The 18,043-nt window shown below is 59.4% G+C and carries 22 protein-coding genes; 9 read left to right on the top strand and 13 right to left on the bottom strand.

What is annotated here, in order from left to right; genetic code table 11:
* Window positions 1–235: 235 nt before the first annotated feature.
* Genes PG871_RS05830 through PG871_RS05820 form a run of 3 tightly spaced genes read right to left on the bottom strand, consistent with a single transcriptional unit; the run spans window position 236 to window position 1,548 of the window.
* Window positions 236–826 (bottom strand): hypothetical protein, encoded by a 591-nt coding sequence (locus PG871_RS05830; protein WP_270727097.1) that lies wholly within the window; start codon window positions 824–826, stop codon window positions 236–238.
* Complete coding sequence (locus tag PG871_RS05825) at window positions 802–1,209, bottom strand: universal stress protein (RefSeq protein ID WP_270727095.1); 408 nt, start codon at window positions 1,207–1,209, stop codon at window positions 802–804. The genes PG871_RS05830 and PG871_RS05825 overlap by 25 nt, the downstream gene beginning before the upstream one ends.
* Window positions 1,210–1,230: 21 nt before the next feature.
* On the bottom strand, window positions 1,231–1,548 hold the full coding sequence (locus PG871_RS05820) for an antibiotic biosynthesis monooxygenase family protein (protein WP_270727092.1): 318 nt from the start codon (window positions 1,546–1,548) through the stop codon (window positions 1,231–1,233).
* A 132-nt stretch (window positions 1,549–1,680) separates the two neighbouring features.
* Between PG871_RS05820 and PG871_RS05815 the strand changes: the two genes are divergently transcribed.
* The 3 genes from PG871_RS05815 to PG871_RS05805 all read left to right on the top strand — a co-directional run bounded on the left by PG871_RS05815 (window position 1,681) and on the right by PG871_RS05805 (window position 3,830).
* Entirely contained in the window at window positions 1,681–2,331 is a 651-nt protein-coding gene (locus PG871_RS05815) for a hypothetical protein (protein ID WP_270727090.1), read from the top strand.
* Between the two features lie 149 nt (window positions 2,332–2,480).
* Window positions 2,481–2,801 (top strand): hypothetical protein, encoded by a 321-nt coding sequence (locus PG871_RS05810; RefSeq protein WP_270727088.1) that lies wholly within the window; start codon window positions 2,481–2,483, stop codon window positions 2,799–2,801.
* A gap of 63 nt (window positions 2,802–2,864) precedes the next feature.
* Window positions 2,865–3,830 (top strand): LysR family transcriptional regulator, encoded by a 966-nt coding sequence (locus PG871_RS05805; RefSeq protein ID WP_270727086.1) that lies wholly within the window; start codon window positions 2,865–2,867, stop codon window positions 3,828–3,830.
* Window positions 3,831–3,872: 42 nt separating this feature from the next.
* On the opposite strand, the gene PG871_RS05800 is transcribed toward PG871_RS05805, so the two are convergent.
* A complete protein-coding gene (locus PG871_RS05800) occupies window positions 3,873–4,310 on the bottom strand; it encodes a low molecular weight protein-tyrosine-phosphatase (protein ID WP_270727083.1) in 438 nt (145 codons plus the stop codon).
* Window positions 4,311–4,400: 90 nt separating this feature from the next.
* Between PG871_RS05800 and PG871_RS05795 the strand changes: the two genes are divergently transcribed.
* On the top strand, window positions 4,401–5,105 hold the full coding sequence (locus PG871_RS05795; RefSeq protein WP_270727080.1) for an NAD-dependent deacylase: 705 nt from the start codon (window positions 4,401–4,403) through the stop codon (window positions 5,103–5,105).
* 45 nt (window positions 5,106–5,150) lie between these two features.
* Here PG871_RS05795 and PG871_RS05790 read toward each other — a convergent pair whose 3' ends face one another.
* The 4 genes from PG871_RS05790 to PG871_RS05775 form a co-directional block, all read right to left on the bottom strand.
* Window positions 5,151–5,636, bottom strand: coding sequence for a copper chaperone PCu(A)C (locus PG871_RS05790; protein ID WP_270727078.1), 486 nt, complete (start codon window positions 5,634–5,636; stop codon window positions 5,151–5,153).
* A 48-nt stretch (window positions 5,637–5,684) separates the two neighbouring features.
* Window positions 5,685–6,035 carry a hypothetical protein gene (locus tag PG871_RS05785; protein ID WP_270727075.1) on the bottom strand — a complete coding sequence of 117 codons (351 nt, stop codon included), beginning with the start codon at window positions 6,033–6,035 and terminating at the stop codon, window positions 5,685–5,687.
* 100 nt (window positions 6,036–6,135) lie between these two features.
* Window positions 6,136–6,426 (bottom strand): 50S ribosomal protein L28, encoded by a 291-nt coding sequence (gene rpmB / locus PG871_RS05780; protein ID WP_054003035.1) that lies wholly within the window; start codon window positions 6,424–6,426, stop codon window positions 6,136–6,138.
* Window positions 6,427–6,736: 310 nt separating this feature from the next.
* Entirely contained in the window at window positions 6,737–7,321 is a 585-nt protein-coding gene (locus tag PG871_RS05775; protein WP_270727072.1) for a YqgE/AlgH family protein, read from the bottom strand.
* 164 nt (window positions 7,322–7,485) lie between these two features.
* Between PG871_RS05775 and PG871_RS05770 the strand changes: the two genes are divergently transcribed.
* A complete protein-coding gene (locus tag PG871_RS05770) occupies window positions 7,486–8,286 on the top strand; it encodes a protein-disulfide reductase DsbD domain-containing protein (RefSeq protein WP_270727070.1) in 801 nt (266 codons plus the stop codon).
* Here the strand turns inward: PG871_RS05770 and PG871_RS05765 are convergent.
* The 5 genes from PG871_RS05765 to PG871_RS05745 form a co-directional block, all read right to left on the bottom strand.
* On the bottom strand, window positions 8,278–11,670 hold the full coding sequence (locus PG871_RS05765; protein WP_270727067.1) for an efflux RND transporter permease subunit: 3,393 nt from the start codon (window positions 11,668–11,670) through the stop codon (window positions 8,278–8,280). The genes PG871_RS05770 and PG871_RS05765 overlap by 9 nt on opposite strands.
* Window positions 11,671–11,673: 3 nt before the next feature.
* Entirely contained in the window at window positions 11,674–13,128 is a 1,455-nt protein-coding gene (locus PG871_RS05760; RefSeq protein ID WP_270727064.1) for an efflux RND transporter periplasmic adaptor subunit, read from the bottom strand.
* 140 nt (window positions 13,129–13,268) lie between these two features.
* On the bottom strand, window positions 13,269–13,811 hold the full coding sequence (gene moaB / locus PG871_RS05755) for a molybdenum cofactor biosynthesis protein B (RefSeq protein WP_270727063.1): 543 nt from the start codon (window positions 13,809–13,811) through the stop codon (window positions 13,269–13,271).
* A gap of 6 nt (window positions 13,812–13,817) precedes the next feature.
* Window positions 13,818–14,435 (bottom strand): metallophosphoesterase family protein, encoded by a 618-nt coding sequence (locus PG871_RS05750; RefSeq protein WP_333559659.1) that lies wholly within the window; start codon window positions 14,433–14,435, stop codon window positions 13,818–13,820.
* The gene (locus tag PG871_RS05745) at window positions 14,432–15,223 is read right to left on the bottom strand and encodes a uracil-DNA glycosylase (protein ID WP_270727060.1); all 792 of its coding nucleotides are present in this window, start codon (window positions 15,221–15,223) and stop codon (window positions 14,432–14,434) included. Before PG871_RS05745 ends, PG871_RS05750 begins: the two co-directional genes overlap by 4 nt.
* A 173-nt stretch (window positions 15,224–15,396) precedes the next feature.
* Here PG871_RS05745 and PG871_RS05740 point away from each other — a divergent pair, with 173 nt between their 5' ends.
* From PG871_RS05740 to PG871_RS05725, 4 genes are all read left to right on the top strand, one after another.
* Window positions 15,397–16,365: an aspartate carbamoyltransferase catalytic subunit gene (locus tag PG871_RS05740; RefSeq protein ID WP_270727057.1), complete on the top strand. Its 969-nt coding sequence runs from the start codon at window positions 15,397–15,399 to the stop codon at window positions 16,363–16,365.
* Between the two features lie 108 nt (window positions 16,366–16,473).
* A complete protein-coding gene (locus PG871_RS05735; protein WP_270727054.1) occupies window positions 16,474–17,037 on the top strand; it encodes a hypothetical protein in 564 nt (187 codons plus the stop codon).
* Window positions 17,034–17,534 (top strand): hypothetical protein, encoded by a 501-nt coding sequence (locus PG871_RS05730; RefSeq protein WP_270727052.1) that lies wholly within the window; start codon window positions 17,034–17,036, stop codon window positions 17,532–17,534. Before PG871_RS05735 ends, PG871_RS05730 begins: the two co-directional genes overlap by 4 nt.
* Complete coding sequence (locus PG871_RS05725; RefSeq protein WP_270727049.1) at window positions 17,531–17,983, top strand: hypothetical protein; 453 nt, start codon at window positions 17,531–17,533, stop codon at window positions 17,981–17,983. Before PG871_RS05730 ends, PG871_RS05725 begins: the two co-directional genes overlap by 4 nt.
* The last annotated feature ends 60 nt before the right edge of the window (window positions 17,984–18,043 follow it).

Raw genomic sequence — 18,043 nt, 5'->3', positions numbered from 1 at the left:
CAACCACGGCGTTCTCAGCTTTGGACCTGGCTCCGCACACGGTCAATGCAAGCGCGACGACGTGAAAGGACTCAGCTGCGAAGCGCACATGAAGCCCGTGGCGTCGACACCTCCAACAACGTTAACGACCCTGACCACCCAAAATCACCACCGACGCATTACCGACGTGTTGCCGATGCGATACCGCAGCCCGAAAGTCCTGAGAATCCAATAATTAACCCTCTTTCCCTCAGGGTCAGCGCAGCCCGTCGCGCGTTGCTTCCACGGCATCCGCAAGCGGTTGAAAATACTTTAACTCGCTCGAACTGCCGCCCCGCATGATCGCCACAGCCTTGTCCACGGAATCCGCATAAAGCGCCTGCGCCTGCCCAAGAACCGCCTCGTTAATGGCACGGGACTTAAACGAGCCAAACTTCTCTTTGCCCAAAGAGCGATCAGTATTGGCCCGCACAAATTGATAGAGGGTCCGGTTCACGCGCGTCAGCGCCACCTCTGCCTCCCAATAGGCCGAAGCGTTGGCAACCACCCGCACTGTGCTGACGTAAGCGTGCTGAAAACAGTCCACCCGGAACACTGGCGGCGCTTGCATGCAGCCCTCCGTGCCTTTCTTGAATGCAGCGACTGCGCGGTCTGTCTGGCTTCTGGAGAAGCCCATGTCTCCCTCTTCCGCCACCGTATTGGACGCGCCCAAAATACCTGCGGCCAAAACCGCTACGGACAGCAATTTAGTATAACTTTGCAATCCCTTACCTCCAATTTCAATCTTTGCCTCAGGCGCCCCGAAAACCGAAATACACCGGATCACCGCACCAGATGTACCGCGCATCGCGCATGACGTGCCACATGGGTGGCGGTGCTGCCCAAAATATAATCCTGCACGCTTGGGCGATGTGACGCGACGATGATGCAGTCAACTTCGTTGGCTTCCGCCCATTTGAGAATACTTTTGCCCACCGGACCTTCGATGACGACCCCATTCGCATGCGGCAATTCCGCACCCAGCGTCTCAAGACTGGCCTCAATCGCGCGCTGCGCCTCGTCCTGAAACCCTGCCGGAATATAGTTTACAGCGTATTTCGGCACCTGTTGCATGATATGCAGCAGCGTCATCCGAACACCCTCTGTTGCCAACTGTCCGGCAACGGCAAGCGCTGCAGTGGTATTGTGGTCTTCATCAAACGACACTGGCACTAGGATATGCTGATACATAGGAACTCTTCCTTTGGCTCATTAAAAAGCGGCGGCCACCTCGTACATGACCGGCTCAAAACTTCGGCACAACAGATTAATTTTGCGATTGCGCTCACGCATCTCTTCCGTCCGCAACATCGCTTGAAAATCCTCGCGCCGTCGCCACTGCGAGTAGTTGGCGATACGCGTCTGCGCGTCGTTAACATGCAGCCCTGCCGCAATAAATCCCGGCTGTTTGGAGATAAAGCTGTCATAAGCATCGGTCAACGCGTCCATCAGATCCTGACACGTGCCCGGTGTCATTTCAAACGTGGTGATCACGGTTTGCAGCTCGGCACCCTGTGCGATTTTCGGCATGGCTTCCTCCCTTGCTTCCTCCAGCTTAGACCACCCCTTGCCTCGATGGCTACAGGAATTCCATACCCGCATAACGGGTGTTATTAACCAAATATTCACCCTATTTAACAAATCATGAACCGCGAGGTGTTCATGAAGTTATTGGTATTGGTAATCCTCGCGCTCGCTCCGGCGGTTCAGGCTGGTCCCTGGCCCAGGCCGCCGGGCGAGCAGTTCATGAGCGTCAGCGTCGAGGCACCGCGCGACGCCGGAAATCTGTCTCAGGCCTTTGCCTCTGTCTATTATGAACGTGGCCTGAAACGCGACTGGACCATGGGCTTTGACACAGGTGCCGATGGGCTCGGCTACAGAAAATCCTACATTTTTCTGCGCCGTCCGGTTTGGAAAGGCCGGTCATCTCGCGTCGCACTCTCGTTGGGTTTCGGGCAACAAAGCACGGTAAAGGGTGTCGGGTATGCGGTACGGCCAGAACTCAGTTGGGGGCGCGATCTTACGCTGTTGCGCCGCTCCGGATGGCTCACAATCGATACGTCAGCCGCCCATGTGCTGGCACTTCAAGCCACTGTAATTAAAACAGAAGCCACGCTGGGCCTGTCGTGGTCTCCAAAGACGAAAACCTTTGTGCAAGTCACCGCCGTGAAAGAAACCGGTAGGGCCGTTCGCACCATGCTGACCCCGACAATGGCCTTTCAGATCCGCGAGAACATGCACCTTGTTGGCGCGGCGGTTCTGTCCCCGGATCAGCGTACAAAACTCAAACTCGGGCTATGGGTGACATTTTAGACAACACCTGTCCCGCCCCGATTGCAACCGTGAGCCAGTTTGCGCATACTGCACGACAAGCGTGGCCGGAACGACACCGACAATCGGGCAACCGCCGCGACCGACTTGAGGCAAAGACCGGGCACCATAGATCCGGATGAGAGGCACAAATGAAATCGCTCCTAGGCGCCGCAATTGCGGGCGCAGTCCTGTTCCTGACGATCCCTTCCGCGTCCGACGCGGGCACCGTCTCGCGCGCCTGCCTGAAGTCCGACCGAGGTGGGGCGACGCGCTCTGTATGTCGCTGCATTCAACAAGTCGCCAATCAAAGCCTGTCGCGCTCTGATCAAAAACTCGCGGCCAGCTTTTTCAGTGACCCGCACAAAGCGCAGGAAATCCGCCAATCCAGCAACGGCAGCCATGAGAAATTCTGGCTACGCTACAAAGATTTTGGGTCCGTGGTTTCAGCCTCCTGTGGGCATCTTCGCTAATTCTTAGCTTGACCAACCCCGCCCGCTGAATTCACAAATGACAAATCCAGCGGAGCAGGTGACATGTTGATGAAAGGCGTAACCCTACGCGGGTTAGAGGTGTTTGAGGCCTTGGCCGCCAGCGGATCTGTGGCGCAGGCTGCCCGCACCACCGGCTTGTCGCAACCCGCCGTCAGCCAGCAAATACGCAATCTTGAAACCGCCCTTGGCAGCGACTTGCTGGATCACGGCAAACGACCGATGCAACTCACCCCTGCGGGGCGCGCTTATCTCGCCCGCGCCTCCACGGTTCTGGCCCAGCTTCGGCTGGCGCAATCTGAACTTTCAGTGATGGACCTGACCCACCTGACGCAACTGTCCATGGGCATCATCGACGATTTCGACAACGATCTGACCCCGCGACTTGTCACCACTCTGGCGGAATCGATGACTCGCTGTCAGTTTCGATTGATCACCGCACCGAGCCATGAAATCGCCGACGCCCTGCGAAGCCGCAACCTGCACCTCGGCGTCACGGCCTCAACCGGAGAAGTCATTGACGGGGTTTCCGAATATCCGCTCGCACGTGATCCGTTTATCCTCGTGACACCTGCTGGACTGGTGGCACCGGGCAGCGATCCGATGCCCGCACTTCGCGATCTTCCGATGCTGCGATATGGCCGCGAACAGCTGATTTCCCGCCAGATCGAAGCCCACCTCAAGCGGGCGCAATTTGATCCACCCAACCGGTTTGAAATCGCCTCTAACCCGTCGCTCATTGCCATGGTGTCGCGCGGCATTGGCTGGGCGATAACCACGCCGTTCGGCTTTCTGCGCGCGGCACGGTTTCATGAAAAAGTCGACGCGCACCCCCTGCCCTTTGCGCCTTTCTCCCGCAGCATTTCATTGCTCGCTGGCGAGGACTGGGCGGATACTGTGCCGCGTGACGTCGCGCAAACCATGCGCCGTCTGATCCAGCAACACCTGATTACACCGGGCGTCGAACGCTTCCCTTGGCTACAGGACAGTCTGCGCATCCTCGAAGAATGACGCTTGTGCGCTCAGATTCGAGAAACCCAAAATCTCGCGGACCTACGGAACCCCACGCAACCCCTTAGCGCACTCTTCAATCAACGTAAGAGTGCCTTCAAAATCCCGCGTGTAGTAAGGATCCGGCACCGCGCTGGCACCGCTTTGTGGCGCATAGTCGGTAAACAATCGAACCGGCGTTTGATTGCCGCGTGGGCGCAAACGCTCAATTTCGGCGATGTTGGCATCATCCATGCCGATGATCAGGTCGAACCGGGTAAAATCCTCTGCACTGAACTGGCGTGCACGCAGGTCCGACAAATCAACACCCCGCGCCTGCGCAGCGGTCTGCATCGGCCCATAGGGCGGCTCTCCGACATGCCAGCCACCCGTACCGGCGCTATCGGTGTCAACCTCTGGCGCAATTGCCCGAAACACACCCTCTGCGGCCGGCGAGCGGCAGATATTTCCAAGACAGACAAACAGGATTTTTTGCACCATTGTAATCTCACATATTCTGCTCAAAAGCTGTTTCAGAATGCTACGCGCCTGTCTTCAAATGCTCAAACCCTTCCAACCCGGAGCCTGTAAATGACCCCAAAAATCGTGATCCTCACAGGAGCCGGCATCAGCGCCGAGAGCGGGCTTGGCACCTTTCGCGACGTCGATGGCCTCTGGACCAAATATGACCTTAACGACGTCGCAACCCCCGAAGGCTTCGCCCGCAATCCCGAGTTGGTGATGGACTTTTACAACGCCCGCCGCGCCAATGCCGCCGCGGCGAGCCCCAATGCGGCCCACGCGGCCCTTGCCCGACTTGAGGTCGATTTGCAGGGGGAGGTACTCATTGTGACCCAGAACGTTGACGGACTGCATGAGGCGGCCGGGAACCGCAATGTGCTGCACATGCACGGCGCCTTGGACAGTGCGCTATGCAATGCGTGTGAACACCGCTGGCCGGCGCCTGCGGTTATGTCGGTCACCGACCCCTGCCCGCGCTGTAAGCAACAGGCCACACGCCCGGATGTCGTCTGGTTTGGTGAAATTCCTTATGGCATGGATGTCATCAGCGAGGCGCTGTCGCAGGCCGACGTCTTTGTTTCTATCGGCACCTCCGGCGAGGTCTATCCTGCCGCCAATTTCGTGGCCGAAGCGGATCACTTTGGCGCTCATACTGTTGAGCTTAATCTGGACCCCTCTGCTGGCGTATCCCGCTTTGCCGAGACCCGTTTTGGCCCCGCCACAGAGGTCGTGCCGCAATGGGTCGCCGACGAATTGGCCCGCGCACAAAAATAGGGCCGCCCCCGAAAGGACGACCCCCATACGGCATGTCACGAAGCCCTAGTGGTCTTTGTGGCCATGTTTCATCATCTTGCCATGCTCTGGCTTGCGCTCAAGATCCACGGTCACCTCGATCGAGATTTCACCGGCCTTCTCAAACACCAGAGTCAGCGGCACCACGTCGCCATGTGCGAGACCATTGCCGAGTCCCATGAACATCACGTGATCTCCGCCACGCATCAACACATGCTCGCCGCCCGCGGGGACTTCAAACCCCTCCTCGACGTGCACCATCGACATATTGCCGTTACCGTCGTCTTTATGGGTGTGCAGTTCTGTGCGCTTGGAGATGCCGGAGATGACATCGACCAAACGGTCCGCCGTGTCACCATCATTGCCGATGATCATAAAGGCAGCAGCAGATTTCGACATCGGGGTCGAAACGCGGGCGTAAGCGTCTTCGATTTTGATCTCAGCCAGTGCAGGACCAGCAGCTGCAATAACGGTTGCGGCAAGCGCCGCGCGGGTGATTACTTTCAAGGACATCTTTGTGTCTCCTGTCCAATTTGTGGGTCTTAAGAAAAACGATGGGTCTTAAGTCCGGACAGGCGGGGCACGCGCCGTGGCCTTTATATGTCGAATCACTTCAACAAACGCAGGGTCGGCTGCAGTGGCTTTGCGCATCTGTTGCGCCGGCACCAAAACAATCGGCTCCTCCGGCCACACCATATTCAACAAAGACAGGCTGACATCGGGACAGATATGGCTCTCGCCTGTTGGATTGCCGTCGGCATCCACGGCAACCATAACGGCCATGTCGTTTATGCAATATTCCGCATAGCCCGCAGCGCCCGGCATACCCCGTGCGACCGCCATGGCATGGCCCGTCAACACGAGGGCCAGCACGGTGAGCCACGAAAGCATCATGCGTAAGCGATCAGTCATCCGTCTGGTATACACGCGCTGATGTCGGGAGCAACGTGACAAAAGAAAGCGGCCCCACCAAATATGGCGAGGCCGCTAAAACTTTAGACGTTCAAAGGGATTAGGCGTTTGCGGCCTGGGCTTTGACGATGTCTTTTTTGACTTTCAGCGCGGTGTCGGACAGCTCGCTGTCTTTGGCTTTTGCCAGAAACGCGTCCAGACCGCCACGGTGATCCACTGTGCGCAGCGCTGCAGCAGAAATGCGCAGTTTTACGCCACGGCCGAGGGTCTCGGACTGCAGGGTCACGTCGTTCAGGTTTGGCAAAAACCGGCGACGGGTGCGGTTTTTGGCGTGGCTAACATTGTTGCCCGTCATCGGGCCTTTTCCGGTCAATTCGCAGCGGCGCGACATGGGCTCATCCTCGTTTTACGGTCTACGGGGATAACGACCCCGTCAAAGCAAATGGGCGCCGCCAAGGCCGCGCCCGGAATTTCGTTTCGCGTCTTTAGGCCTGTTTGCGGGGAGCGTCAAGTGATTCACCCGAACCCAATGAGGGTTTCGGCAAAAAAGCGAAGCCGCATTTGCAGCAGCTGTATAATACCCCATGTCTGCCGATGCGAAACCCTGCACCTGTTGGATTTTGGGTATTTTTGGCCAGAAAGAAGCCGCGGCTTGCGCCGAGCGTTCCGGGCATGGCGCTGATCCGGTGCGGCGCTGTTGCTCAGGCCCGGCCTGCGGCGGCCGAAAGGCTCACCGGATCCACTCCCAGCGTCTTGAGAGCCGCCGCCCATTTGTCACCATTTGGCATGTCAAACACCAGATCCACCGGCGCATCACACGTCAGCCAGCCATTGTCCGCGATTTCTCGCTCGAGCTGGCCTGCCCCCCAACCGGCATATCCAAGCGCCATAAACGAACGCGTTGGTCCTGCGCCGACGGAAATCGCTTCCAGCACATCCTGCGTTGCGGTCATTGAAAAGTCGTCACTGACCATCAGAGTGTTGAGATCGGACACATAGTCCGGTGTATGCAACACAAAACCACGGCCAGTTTCCACGGGTCCGCCAAAGTAGAGATCGCTGTCCAACTCGGGGCGCGCAAGCGTGATCGACAGCTGATCCAGCAACGCAGACAAGCGCATGCCATCAATCGCCTTGTTCACGATCAACCCCATGGCGCCGTCTTTTGAGTGGGCACAGAGAAACACCACCGAATGGGCAAATCGCGGGTCACCCATTCCCGGCATCGCGATCAACAAGCGTCCGGTCAGATCAAGACTGTCTGTGGTTTCTGTTTCGTCCTGCACCGATGGCCCCTTCGTCTGCTGACTTCTGTTCTTTCCAACATGTGGCGCGAGCGTCCTCCACGCAAGAGCCACCACTCACGTAAGCCCGCTTTGTTTCAGAACCTGTGTCAATTCTCGCCCGATTGTGTATTGGCATTGATCAGCAAGTGTCCCATGTCTGTAGCATGATACGCACCACCCTCATGACCGCCGTTTCCCTTTGTTTCATGGCCACGCAATCGCTGGCACAATCCTATGATCAGGTTGTGCAAGCTGAGGTTTTGCAGGGTTGGCGCAACGCGGATGGCACCCACACCGCGGCTCTCAAGATCTCGCTCAATCCAGGCTGGAAAACCTACTGGCGCGCGCCCGGTGACGCAGGCATCCCGCCGCGCATCACGTGGCGCGGCTCCCGCAATATGGATGACGTTGAGCTCAGCTGGCCGACGCCTGAAGTCTTCGACCAGAACGGCATGCGGTCTGTCGGCTATAGTCAGGAAGTCATTCTGCCCGTGAAGATTGCCCCGCAAAATCCCGGTAAGACAATGACGCTGAAAGCCCAGTTGGAGATTGGCGTTTGCCGCGACATCTGCGTGCCTCAAACGCTGCGGATCAAGGCCGAATTGCCACCCGTTGGCAAACCTGACGGCCGCATCGCTGCCGCTTTGAATGACCAGCCATTGTCACAAAAAGACGCACATGTCGGCACGGTGACCTGCCGTGTCAGCCCAACCGCGGACGGGCTGCGCCTTCGGGCGACAATCCAAATGCCGCATGCGGGCGGCCGCGAAGTGGCCGTGATCGAGGCCGGTGATCCCCATATCTGGGTGGCCGAAGCGACCACAACACGTCAAGGCAACACGCTGATTGCGGAAACCGAGATGATGCATGTGGACGAAACGCCGTTCATTCTGGACCGTTCCGGCCTGCGGTTTACCGTTTTGGGTGCGGCGCACGCCGTCGACATTCGCGGCTGCTCAGGCTGAGGCGGATCGACGGCGCAACGCAATGCCAAGCGCGCCAAACGCGAATGCCAGCGCTGTCACCGCAAAGGCCCCCGCCACAAATACACCCAGCGCCGCAAACGGCCCGCTGACTGTGGCCAGAACCGGCACCACATTCACAAGCGCGGGCAAGACCTCGCCAAAGACCACCATCCAGCCCAGTGTCGCCACCAGCCAGCCAGCCACGGCCACACCTGCTGTGGTCACGATCCCCCGCAACCCCGGAGCCTGTAGACCGCGTCGCACCGCAGTCACCTGTCGCCCGATGTCGGACTGCATTGCAAGCAACGCCGGCACCACCAGCAACACCAGCACCATGCCAAATCCCAAACCATAGACCAGCGTGATCACCGTTGGTTTGAGAAACTGCGCCTGCTGAGAGCGTTCAAACAGAAGTGGTGCAAGCCCCAAAACCGTGGTCGCGGTGGTCAGGAACACGGGCCTCAAACGGTCTGCCGCGCCATCAATGATCGAGGGTACAAGTCCGCGATCCTGGGCGTAATCATCAATCGTGGTGACCAGAACAATCGAGTCGTTGATGATGATGCCGGTCATGCCCAACAGGCCCACCACCGTAAACATGCTCAGTGGCACATCGTGCATGTGATGCCCGTAAATGGTGCCCACCAGCCCGAATGGAATGATCGCCATGACCACCGCCGGTCTTGTCCAGCTAGAGAATACCCATGCCAGCACAAGGTAAATCCCCGCCAGACACAGGATCAACGCCGTGCGCGCATCGTTGAGAAAATCATCCTCCTGCTCAGCCAACCCCGACAGGCGCCATTCGATCTGCGTTTCGCTGGCAATCGTTGGCAGGATATCGTCGCGCAGTTGCGCCATGATGAATTCTGCCCGCGCGGGATCGTCTTCGGATATGTCGCCGGTGACATTGATCAACCGCACGCCGTTCTCTCGGCGCACCGTTGAAAACCCTGTTCGGCTTTGCACCGTCACCACATCCGCCAGCGGCACATAGGCCCCCTGCGGTGTGCGCATCAGCGAGCCTTCGAGGAAATCCGCCGTCAATTCGCCTTCCGGCAATTCCACCCGGATCGCCGCGCTGCGCGGTCCATCCGGAAAGGTCGCTGCTTCAATGCCGTTCAAGCGGTGGCGCAGAACGCGGCCCAACGCATCGATATTGAACCCAAGCGCTCGACCCTGTGGCGTCAAATCTAGAATAATCTCTTCTTTGTCATAACTCAGATTGTCTTCCACGGCCGAGACTTCGGCAAAATCAATCAACGCTGTCTTCAACGCTTCGCTTGCGGCCTTGAGCGTGTCGCTGCCGGCGCCAAAAAACTCTACATCCAACGAATCTCCGCCTGGGCCCGACCGCCAACCGCGAAAACTCACGGTTTCCGCAAGCGGGTGACGCGCAACACGATCTTGCAGTTCTCCGACAAAGGCAAAGCTCGAATAGGGGCGCAGGTCGGCATCAATCAGCTCGATCGAAATGGATCCCAAAAGGTCCGGATCAAGCGATTCCGCCCCCGGCAAAGTCCGCCCCGCGTTGCCGCCGATCTCCGCGATCACATAGTCCAGCGGGTTGCGCCCGTGTCGCTCTTCGTATTCGCGCCCCAACTCTTCGGTGGCGCGCTGCATTTCGCGCATCATTTGCAGACTGTCTTCACGCGTGGCCGTGGGCAACATCGCGAAATTGCCGGTCACCGAGCCACGCTCTGGCGCGTTGAAGAACCGCCATTTGACGTCCCCATTGATAAACAGCGCCGCCTGCGCGGCCAAAACCACAATGGCCAACGCAACCACCGGATACCTCGCCCAGACCACAAATCGGATAAATGGGCGGAACAGCGTGTCTCGCACCCAACGGAACCCGCGATTCACGATACGGCTGGGCACGTCGTACCAATGCTCCTTGGCGGTGTGTTTCAAAGCGTGTGCCATATGGTGTGGCAGGATCAGAAAACATTCCACCAGCGACGCAGCGAGGACAACGACAACCGTAAACGGAATGTCGGCAATCAATTCACCAAACCTGCCGGAAATCACAGTCAGGCCAAAAAACGCGATGATCGTGGTCAAGGTAGAAGAAAACACCGGCATCGCCATGCGTTGCGCAGCATTTTCCGCCGCCACCAACGGTGGTTCGTTCAATCGCCGCGAGCGCGCGTCAGCGTGCTCGCCGACCACGATGGCGTCGTCCACCACAATGCCGAGCGTAATGATCAGGCCAAACAGCGAGATCATATTGATCGTCAACCCCGCCAGATACATCAACGCCACAGCGGCCAGCATTGCGGTCGGAATGCCCGCCGCCACCCAGAACGCCGTGCGTGCGTTCAAAAACAAAAACAGCAGCACCACCACAAGGACCAACCCCATCGCGCCATTGTCCACCAGAATGTTCAAGCGGCCGGTTATGGCCTCGGCGCGGGTGCGTATCAGCTGCAATTCAACACCTTGCGGCAAGGTCGACTGCAGCTCGGCGGCGGCCTCTTCGACCTTGGTTTGCATGGTGATGGCGTCACCGGAACTGGTGCGATCCACCCGAATAGAAATCGCCGGATCTTCGCCCACGTAATAGCTGCGGTTGCGATCCACACCGTCCACGCGGATCGTGGCCACGTCGTCCACCGTCAGCTTTGTGCCATCAGGGTTGGAGCGCAGCGCAATGGCCGCAATCTCGTCAGGCGCGCGCTTTTCCACGCCGGTGCGCACCCTTGCCGCGGCGCCGGTGACATCGCCTGCGGGATCTGCGTTGACCTCTTGGGCGATGGCGTCGGCAATCTGGGCCAACGTGATGTCATGGGTGATCAGGTCCACCGAAGACACTTCAACCACGGTTTCGCGCTCGGCAAGCCCGCGAATAGTTGTACGAGTGACACCCTCGGCAAACAGACGCACGACAAATTCATCGGCAAATCGCGCGATCTGATCGATCCCAACGGGTCCGGTGATCACCACATCCGTGACCCGATCCCGCCAAGCCCCGCGCCGCACAACCGGATCGTCCGCCTCTTCCGGCAAGGTCGTCACCGTGTCCACAGCGACCTGCACCTCATCCGTGGCACGCGCCATATCCCAGCCGGGCTCAAAATCCAGCGTGATCCGGGCGGACCCTTCGGTGGATCGTGACGCCGTGCTTTCAACGCCTTCCACCGCCAGCAACGCCGGCTCCATCACCTGCACAATGGCGGCATCAACGTCTTCCGCGCCCGCGCCATCCCATCTCACCGAAACCGTGACGGTCTCAACAATGACATCCGGAAAAAACTGCGCCCGCATGCGGGGCACAGCAGCAATTCCCGCCAGGATAAGCACCACCAGCAACAGGTTTGCAGCCGTCGCGTGACGGGTGAAATAGCTCAGGATGCCACCGGCGCGCGCTCCGATCTCCCGCATCCGTTAGCCCCCCATCCGGGCGCGCAACCGCTCGACCATCCGCGCAGGCACCTGCGGTTGGTCAAGCGCCTTCAGCATGCGCTTTTTGACGTCGCCCGGAATGCGGTCATTGGCCTCGATGGCCGTCACAAACTTCAGACGTTCTTCGTCGCTCAGTTCAACCGTCTCGGCTTGCGCTGGCATCGGACTGGCCGCATCTATCGGCTTCACTTTGATGCCTGCCCCCAACAGAGGTGTGCGCCGCGTGACAACCTTTTGCCCTTCAAGTTCGCGGCCGCGGACAAGAACCTCGTCGCCTTGACGGCGCACCAGATTGACCTGAATGGACTGCAACCGGTCCTCATCACCAACAACCAGCACGGTGCCTGCTGCATCAAGCGCCATCGCCGGAAGCCGCACCACGCGATCCAGCGCCGGCTCTTTTACGCGCACGGTGACAAAATCGCCCGGTTTCAAACCGCGTGCCCCGTCCAAACGCGCATACAGAACCCGTCCGGTCTGTCCTTCTCCCACCGCCGCCGCATCGCGGGTGATCACGCCGGTTGCCTGCAAATCCGTGCCCATCACGTCCAGCGACACCGTCACCTCGGATTGATGCAACTGGTCTGTCTCATCCAAAAGCCGGACATATTGTGGTGTGGACACCCGAAAGGCGACTTCCAGCGACAACGGGTCAATCAATGTTGCAAGCCGCTCGTTCATCGACACCAGACCGCCCTCGACCGCGGACACGTTTGACAAGGTGCCCGTGAAATCCGCACGGATGATGGTGTCGTCCAAATCGTTTTCAGCCTCGGCAAAGGCAATGCGGTTGCGGTTCATCCGCGTCTCCGCCTGATCAATCCTTGCCTCAGCTTGCGCCAAGGCCCGCCTGTTGCCCAATACGGACTGCCGCGCGGACGACAAAGCCAACTCGGCGGTTTCCACCGCCGATGCCGTGCCAACGCCGCGCGCTTGCAAATCTTGCTGTCGGTCAAACGCTTTCTGGCGCAATGCCAGCTGGGCCTCTGCCGCCGCCAGCTCATCCTGCGCCAAGGTCAGCGTGCGCACCGCATCACGGTCTTCCGCCTCGGCATCCAGCAAATCATTGGACAGCCGCTCAAGCGCAAAGCGGGCGCGGCTCGGGTCGACCTGCACCAACAGTTCCCCCGCATTCACCCGCGCACCTTCTTCGAAATTCTCTGCCAGTTGCACAATCGATCCGGACGCCGACGCGCGGATTTCCAAAGACCGCCGCGACAGCACTTCACCAAACGCCACCAATTCCGGCGCCTCGCTGCTCAGCGCCGCCTCGACAACATTTACTGAAAACACCCGTTCGCGGGCGGGCGGGCCGGCGTTGTCACGCGACAAGCGGTCTTCCACCGCGCCACGCACCAAGTTGCCCGCATATAACAAAAGCCCCGCTGTCAGAGACAACAGGAATAGCCCAGTTAGGCTCTGTCGTAAAAACCGCATCTGGCGTCGTCTCCCCTTGCGATGCTCAGTCCGTATGATGCGCCTGACACGGTCAAATGCCAAGGCAACTTAGGGTGATACGCAGCTGCCCGCGCAATCCGTCGAAAAAAGTTGCAAAATACTGCGGCCCGTCGCCGTGCTCACTTGCGCCGCATGTGTTCGTCAAGCCGTGGCATGATCTCTACAAAGTTGCAGGGCTTGTGACGGTAGTCGAGCTGCCACTTCAAAATTTCGTCCCAAGCGTCTTTGCAGGCCCCCGTGCTGCCCGGCAACGCAAACAGATAGGTGCCCAACGCCACGCCGCCGGTGGCCCGGCTTTGCACGGCACTGGTGCCGATCTTTTGCATGCTGACCATGGTGAACACGGTGCCAAAGGCTTCGATTTCTTTTTCATAGACGTCGCGGTGCGCCTCAACGGTCACATCGCGCCCCGTCAGACCCGTGCCACCGGTCGAGATGATCACGTCCACCGCATCAGATGCGCACCATTCGCGCAGTTGATCGGCAATCACATCGCGCTCATCCTGAACAATCTTGCGATCCGCGAGCGTGTGACCCGCCGCTTCCAGCCGCGCCACCAGCGTGTCCCCGGACCGGTCTTCGGCCAGAGACCGCGTATCACTCACCGTCAAAACCGCAATCCGCACTGGGATAAACTCTTTGCTCTCGTCAATCCTGCTCATGCCGCCTTATCCTTTTGGCTCAATCTCAAACCACATGCCAACCGGCCCAAGGTTCACCACGCGACTTGCGCCAACCATCGCGCTTTGCCCCCAACAATCATGAATATGTCCGCACACCACCAACGGTGGCTGCAGCCGCTCAATCGTGTCCAGAACCGACGTCGACCCCAACGACAGGCCCTGCGAGGTTACATCGACAACGCCCTTGGGCGGTGAGTGCGAAATCAACACGTCCACGTCCCCGCACTCGGCCAACATCTCAGCGCCTTGTGCCTCGGTCAGATCACAGGACCAGTCCTTGAACGGCGTGACCGGCACGGCGTAACCCAGCCCGAAGAACCGCAGCCCCGCCACCTCGGCCCCTTGGCCGTGCAGCACAATGGCACCTTCAGGGGCGGTCGCGCGCAACTCGTCTTCGCTTTCGTTGTTGCCCGGCACCATCACCACTGGCGTTCTCAAACCGTCCAGCAACGCCATCGCACCCGCCAGATCTTTGCGGTGATTGGTAAAATCCCCTGCCGCGATCACCACGTCGGCGTCGCGGCTCATCTCAACCAGTTTTCGCGCCGCAGGCGCCGCTCGGTGCAGATCGGAAAACGCCAAAACCTTCACGGGTTTGCTCACGCGGTGTCCTCCAGCCTGGCCTTCAAACTCAGCAAATCCGCCCAAGCCTCGCGCTTGGCAAGGGGCTGGCGCAGTAAATATGCCGGGTGAAACATCGGCATCACCGGCTTGCCAAAAGCCTCGGCCCATTCGCCGCGCATCCGTGTGATCCCGCGCCGGTCCAGAACGGCCTCACAGGCGATATTTCCCATCACCACAATCACATCTGGCGCAACGATCTCTACGTGCCGTTCCAAAAACGGACGCAGCATGGCGATTTCGGCGGGCTTTGGATCGCGGTTCTGGGGCGGGCGCCACGGCAAAACATTGGTGATGTAGATCGCATCCTTGGACAGCGGCACATCGCGGCCCATGTCGATCGCTCCGAACATCCGATCAAGCAGATCTCCGGCAGGACCCACAAACGGCTTACCTTCGCGGTCCTCGTCGCGGCCAGGGGCTTCGCCAATGATCATCACCCGGGCCGCAGGATTGCCATCCGCAAACACCAGATTGCGCGCGCCGCGTTTCAGCTCGCAAAGCTCAAACGCCGTCAACGCACTCTGCAAACCATCCAGATCGGAAACGCCTTTTACGGCTTTTCTGGCCTCGGCAACCGCGTCCACCTCAACCTGTTTGACAGGCGCAGACTGCGCCGCGGCAACAGGTGCGGCCACCTTGGCCTTGGGCGCTTCTTTGGGGGTTTCATAGCGGTTCACCGGCGCATCCAGAATCGCTTCTGTCGCGCCCAGCTCCACTTGCCAGGCCAAAAGCGCCTCTGCCGCGTAATAATCCAATGCCGATTCCATGCGCTGACCCTACCCGTTCCGCCAAGCTGGTGAAAGACCGGCAAAAAACCGGCGATTCCCTGCCGATTTTCACGAATTTCAAGTTAGGTTTGTCTCAAGTCATATAAGCCGCGCTTGCCCCGCATTTATGAGCTACATATAAGCGTCCCGATCGAGACAGAAGGAGAGCCCCAATGACCTTTGGCCACAACCATCTTCTGGGGATCGAGCCCCTGCGGCCCGACGAAATTACCACTATTCTCGACTTGGCCGACACATACGCCGACCAAGCCCGTACGGCGCACAAGCATTCAGACGTGCTCGCCGGCATGACCCAGATCAACATGTTCTTCGAGAACTCCACCCGCACACAGGCGAGCTTTGAGATCGCTGGCAAGCGCCTCGGGGCGGATGTCATGAACATGGCCATGCAGGCCAGCTCGATCAAAAAGGGGGAAACTCTGATCGACACCGCCACCACGCTCAACGCCATGCACCCCGATCTGTTGGTGGTACGCCACCCACATTCTGGCGCGGTGGACCTGCTGGCGCAGAAAGTGAATTGTGCGGTGCTCAACGCCGGCGACGGTCGCCACGAACACCCGACACAGGCGCTCTTGGATGCGCTGACCATCCGCCGCGAAAAGGGGCGCATTCACCGCCTGAACGTGGCGATCTGCGGCGATATTGCCCACTCCCGCGTCGCCCGCTCCAATCTGATCCTTCTGAACAAGATGGAAAACCGCGTGCGGCTGATCGGCCCGCCGACACTGGTGCCCTCCAGTTTCAAGGAATTCGGCGCGGAAATCTATGAGGATATGGAAGAAGGCCTCAAGGATGTCGACGTCGTGATGATGCTGCGCATCCAGAAAGAGCGCATGGACGGCGGTTTTATCCCGTCAGAGCGGGAATATTATCACCGTTACGGTCTTGATGCGGCCAAACTCGCCAATGCCAAAGACGACGCCATCATCATGCACCCCGGCCCGATGAACCGCGGAGTCGAGATCGACAGCGAGATCGCCGACCACCCGACCCGCTCGGTCATTCAGGAGCAGGTCGAAATGGGTGTGGCGGTGCGCGCCGCCGCGATGGACCTTCTGGCGCAAAATCTGCGCGCGCGCCGCGCCGAGGCCGCCGCGAACCAACCGGTCGAGGTCTGAGGGTGGAAGATCCCAAGGACCCGAAAATGAGCGGCCGCGTCGCAACCGTGGCCCTCGTCCTCATGTTTGTCTTCGTCGGACTCTTCGTCTGGATCGGAGGCTGATCGTATGCGGGTCTCTGCCTCAGAACACGGGCTGGTGCGGCTCTTTGCCGTCGACCTGCCATCTGAGGACATCGACGCCTTCCGAGAAACTGTCAGTGATGCCGACGGCGAGGTGATCGATTGGCCACTGCTCAGCGCGCTTGGGGCTTACGAGCTGGACGAGGACTATATCGAACTCTTCAACGTGCGCGATCTCGAAGGCCTCGGCCTGCCCGGCTATATGGTGCAGGGTCTGGGCATTTCCGAAACTGACGTGCGCGAAGATGGCAACCGCCTGTCAACCCAACGCGGCTGGGTTCTTGTGGTGCTGTCCTCAGCTTTCGGACGTACGGAACAGACCCTGTCGCCGCGCCGCCCGCTGCGCTGGCTTGGCACCTACAAGGAAGAAGGCACCCGCGCGCGGTATGACCCGCTGCCAAGCGCAGCCGCGAAAGGTGCGCCGCTGACACCGCCGAGCACGCCCGCCCGCCGCGCCAATCCCTACAAAACCGTGCTTTTGGCCATCCTTGCGCTGCCCGCCGCCGCATTGGCACTGGGCCTGCTCTATCTCTGGGGGGACGCCCCATGAGCCAGACCGACGCGCTGCCCGACGACATCCGCCTGCACCCTGACGAGCGACTGATCGCAGTCTGGCGACCTGCCTTGTCGGTCTTTCTACGCAAATTGGCTTTTGTGTCGATCCTCACCGCGGCCTGCGTCAACCCGATCCTTGTGTCGTTCACCGAGTATCGTGCTCTTTTCGCGTGGCCGCTAAGCCTACTGTTTGGGGCTGTTTTTTACGCGTTTGTGTTTGACGATGTTTTCGAATGGCGTCAGCGACGCGACGACCATTGGGTGCTGACCAACTGGCGCATTCTGTTTCTGAATACATCCGATGAAGCTGAACCTGCGACCATGTCCCTCGCCGACTGCGACACAGCCAAAAGCTGGATGTGGTGGTCGGTGCGCCTGCGCCTTCAACCACATGGCGCAATGATGATGCCCTACTTGCAAGACCGCCGCGACGTAGCACAGAAAATTGACGCCGCCGTGACCGCTTACAAAAAACAGGAGGCCACAGCATGAGCACCAAAGACACCGCCCGCATGGCCCCCACCTCGACTCTGGCCGGCGGCGAAACCGTCTCACAAAGCTTCACCGCTGACCGCATGACCTATATTCGTGCCTCTGCTTGGTTGGCCGCTGGCGCAATGTCTTTTGGCATGATCGCGCTTTGGGCGATGGGCAATCCGCACGTCTGGACCGGCGCCGTGGGTGGCCTTGCCGCCATAGGCGTGCGCACGGCCTATCTCATGAGCGAAGAACTCGCCGTGCGCTGGGACCTTACAAACCAACGCGTCCTCGGCCCCGGAACCAAATCCATTCGTCTGGACACGATCGACAAGCTTAACAAAATGGGCTCGGTTGTGCAGATCGTCACTCACTCAGGTGACAAACACCTGATCAAGTTTCAGGCCGACCCTGAGGCCACCATCGCCGCCATCCAATCCGCCAAGGCTGGAGGCTCGCGATGAGCCGCCCACCTTTGACCATCGCCCTATTTCCCCAACACACACGCGCCTTACAAGGAGAGC

Origin of the sequence: Shimia sp. Alg240-R146, assembly GCF_947331465.1 — a bacterium.
Classification (GTDB): Bacteria; Pseudomonadota; Alphaproteobacteria; order Rhodobacterales; family Rhodobacteraceae; genus Shimia.
This window is presented reverse-complemented; position numbering and strand designations above follow the sequence as displayed.

Excerpts from the sequence above, each read along its gene's own strand:
- PG871_RS05785 (WP_270727075.1), bottom strand. The coding sequence starts at position 6,035 with ATGACTGATCGCTTACGCATGATGCTTTCGTGGCTCACCGTGCTGGCC.
- PG871_RS05725 (WP_270727049.1), top strand. The coding sequence starts at position 17,531 with ATGAGCACCAAAGACACCGCCCGCATGGCCCCCACCTCGACTCTGGCC.
- PG871_RS05795 (WP_270727080.1), top strand. The coding sequence starts at position 4,401 with ATGACCCCAAAAATCGTGATCCTCACAGGAGCCGGCATCAGCGCCGAG.
- PG871_RS05810 (WP_270727088.1), top strand. The coding sequence starts at position 2,481 with ATGAAATCGCTCCTAGGCGCCGCAATTGCGGGCGCAGTCCTGTTCCTG.
- PG871_RS05740 (WP_270727057.1), top strand. The coding sequence starts at position 15,397 with ATGACCTTTGGCCACAACCATCTTCTGGGGATCGAGCCCCTGCGGCCC.
- PG871_RS05765 (WP_270727067.1), bottom strand. The coding sequence starts at position 11,670 with ATGCGGGAGATCGGAGCGCGCGCCGGTGGCATCCTGAGCTATTTCACC.
- PG871_RS05730 (WP_270727052.1), top strand. The coding sequence starts at position 17,034 with ATGAGCCAGACCGACGCGCTGCCCGACGACATCCGCCTGCACCCTGAC.
- PG871_RS05770 (WP_270727070.1), top strand. The coding sequence starts at position 7,486 with ATGATACGCACCACCCTCATGACCGCCGTTTCCCTTTGTTTCATGGCC.
- PG871_RS05830 (WP_270727097.1), bottom strand. The coding sequence starts at position 826 with ATGCGCGGTACATCTGGTGCGGTGATCCGGTGTATTTCGGTTTTCGGG.
- PG871_RS05825 (WP_270727095.1), bottom strand. The coding sequence starts at position 1,209 with ATGTATCAGCATATCCTAGTGCCAGTGTCGTTTGATGAAGACCACAAT.
- rpmB (WP_054003035.1), bottom strand. The coding sequence starts at position 6,426 with ATGTCGCGCCGCTGCGAATTGACCGGAAAAGGCCCGATGACGGGCAAC.
- PG871_RS05790 (WP_270727078.1), bottom strand. The coding sequence starts at position 5,636 with ATGTCCTTGAAAGTAATCACCCGCGCGGCGCTTGCCGCAACCGTTATT.
- PG871_RS05820 (WP_270727092.1), bottom strand. The coding sequence starts at position 1,548 with ATGCCGAAAATCGCACAGGGTGCCGAGCTGCAAACCGTGATCACCACG.
- PG871_RS05760 (WP_270727064.1), bottom strand. The coding sequence starts at position 13,128 with ATGCGGTTTTTACGACAGAGCCTAACTGGGCTATTCCTGTTGTCTCTG.
- PG871_RS05805 (WP_270727086.1), top strand. The coding sequence starts at position 2,865 with ATGTTGATGAAAGGCGTAACCCTACGCGGGTTAGAGGTGTTTGAGGCC.
- PG871_RS05815 (WP_270727090.1), top strand. The coding sequence starts at position 1,681 with ATGAAGTTATTGGTATTGGTAATCCTCGCGCTCGCTCCGGCGGTTCAG.
- moaB (WP_270727063.1), bottom strand. The coding sequence starts at position 13,811 with ATGAGCAGGATTGACGAGAGCAAAGAGTTTATCCCAGTGCGGATTGCG.
- PG871_RS05735 (WP_270727054.1), top strand. The coding sequence starts at position 16,474 with ATGCGGGTCTCTGCCTCAGAACACGGGCTGGTGCGGCTCTTTGCCGTC.
- PG871_RS05745 (WP_270727060.1), bottom strand. The coding sequence starts at position 15,223 with ATGGAATCGGCATTGGATTATTACGCGGCAGAGGCGCTTTTGGCCTGG.
- PG871_RS05800 (WP_270727083.1), bottom strand. The coding sequence starts at position 4,310 with ATGGTGCAAAAAATCCTGTTTGTCTGTCTTGGAAATATCTGCCGCTCG.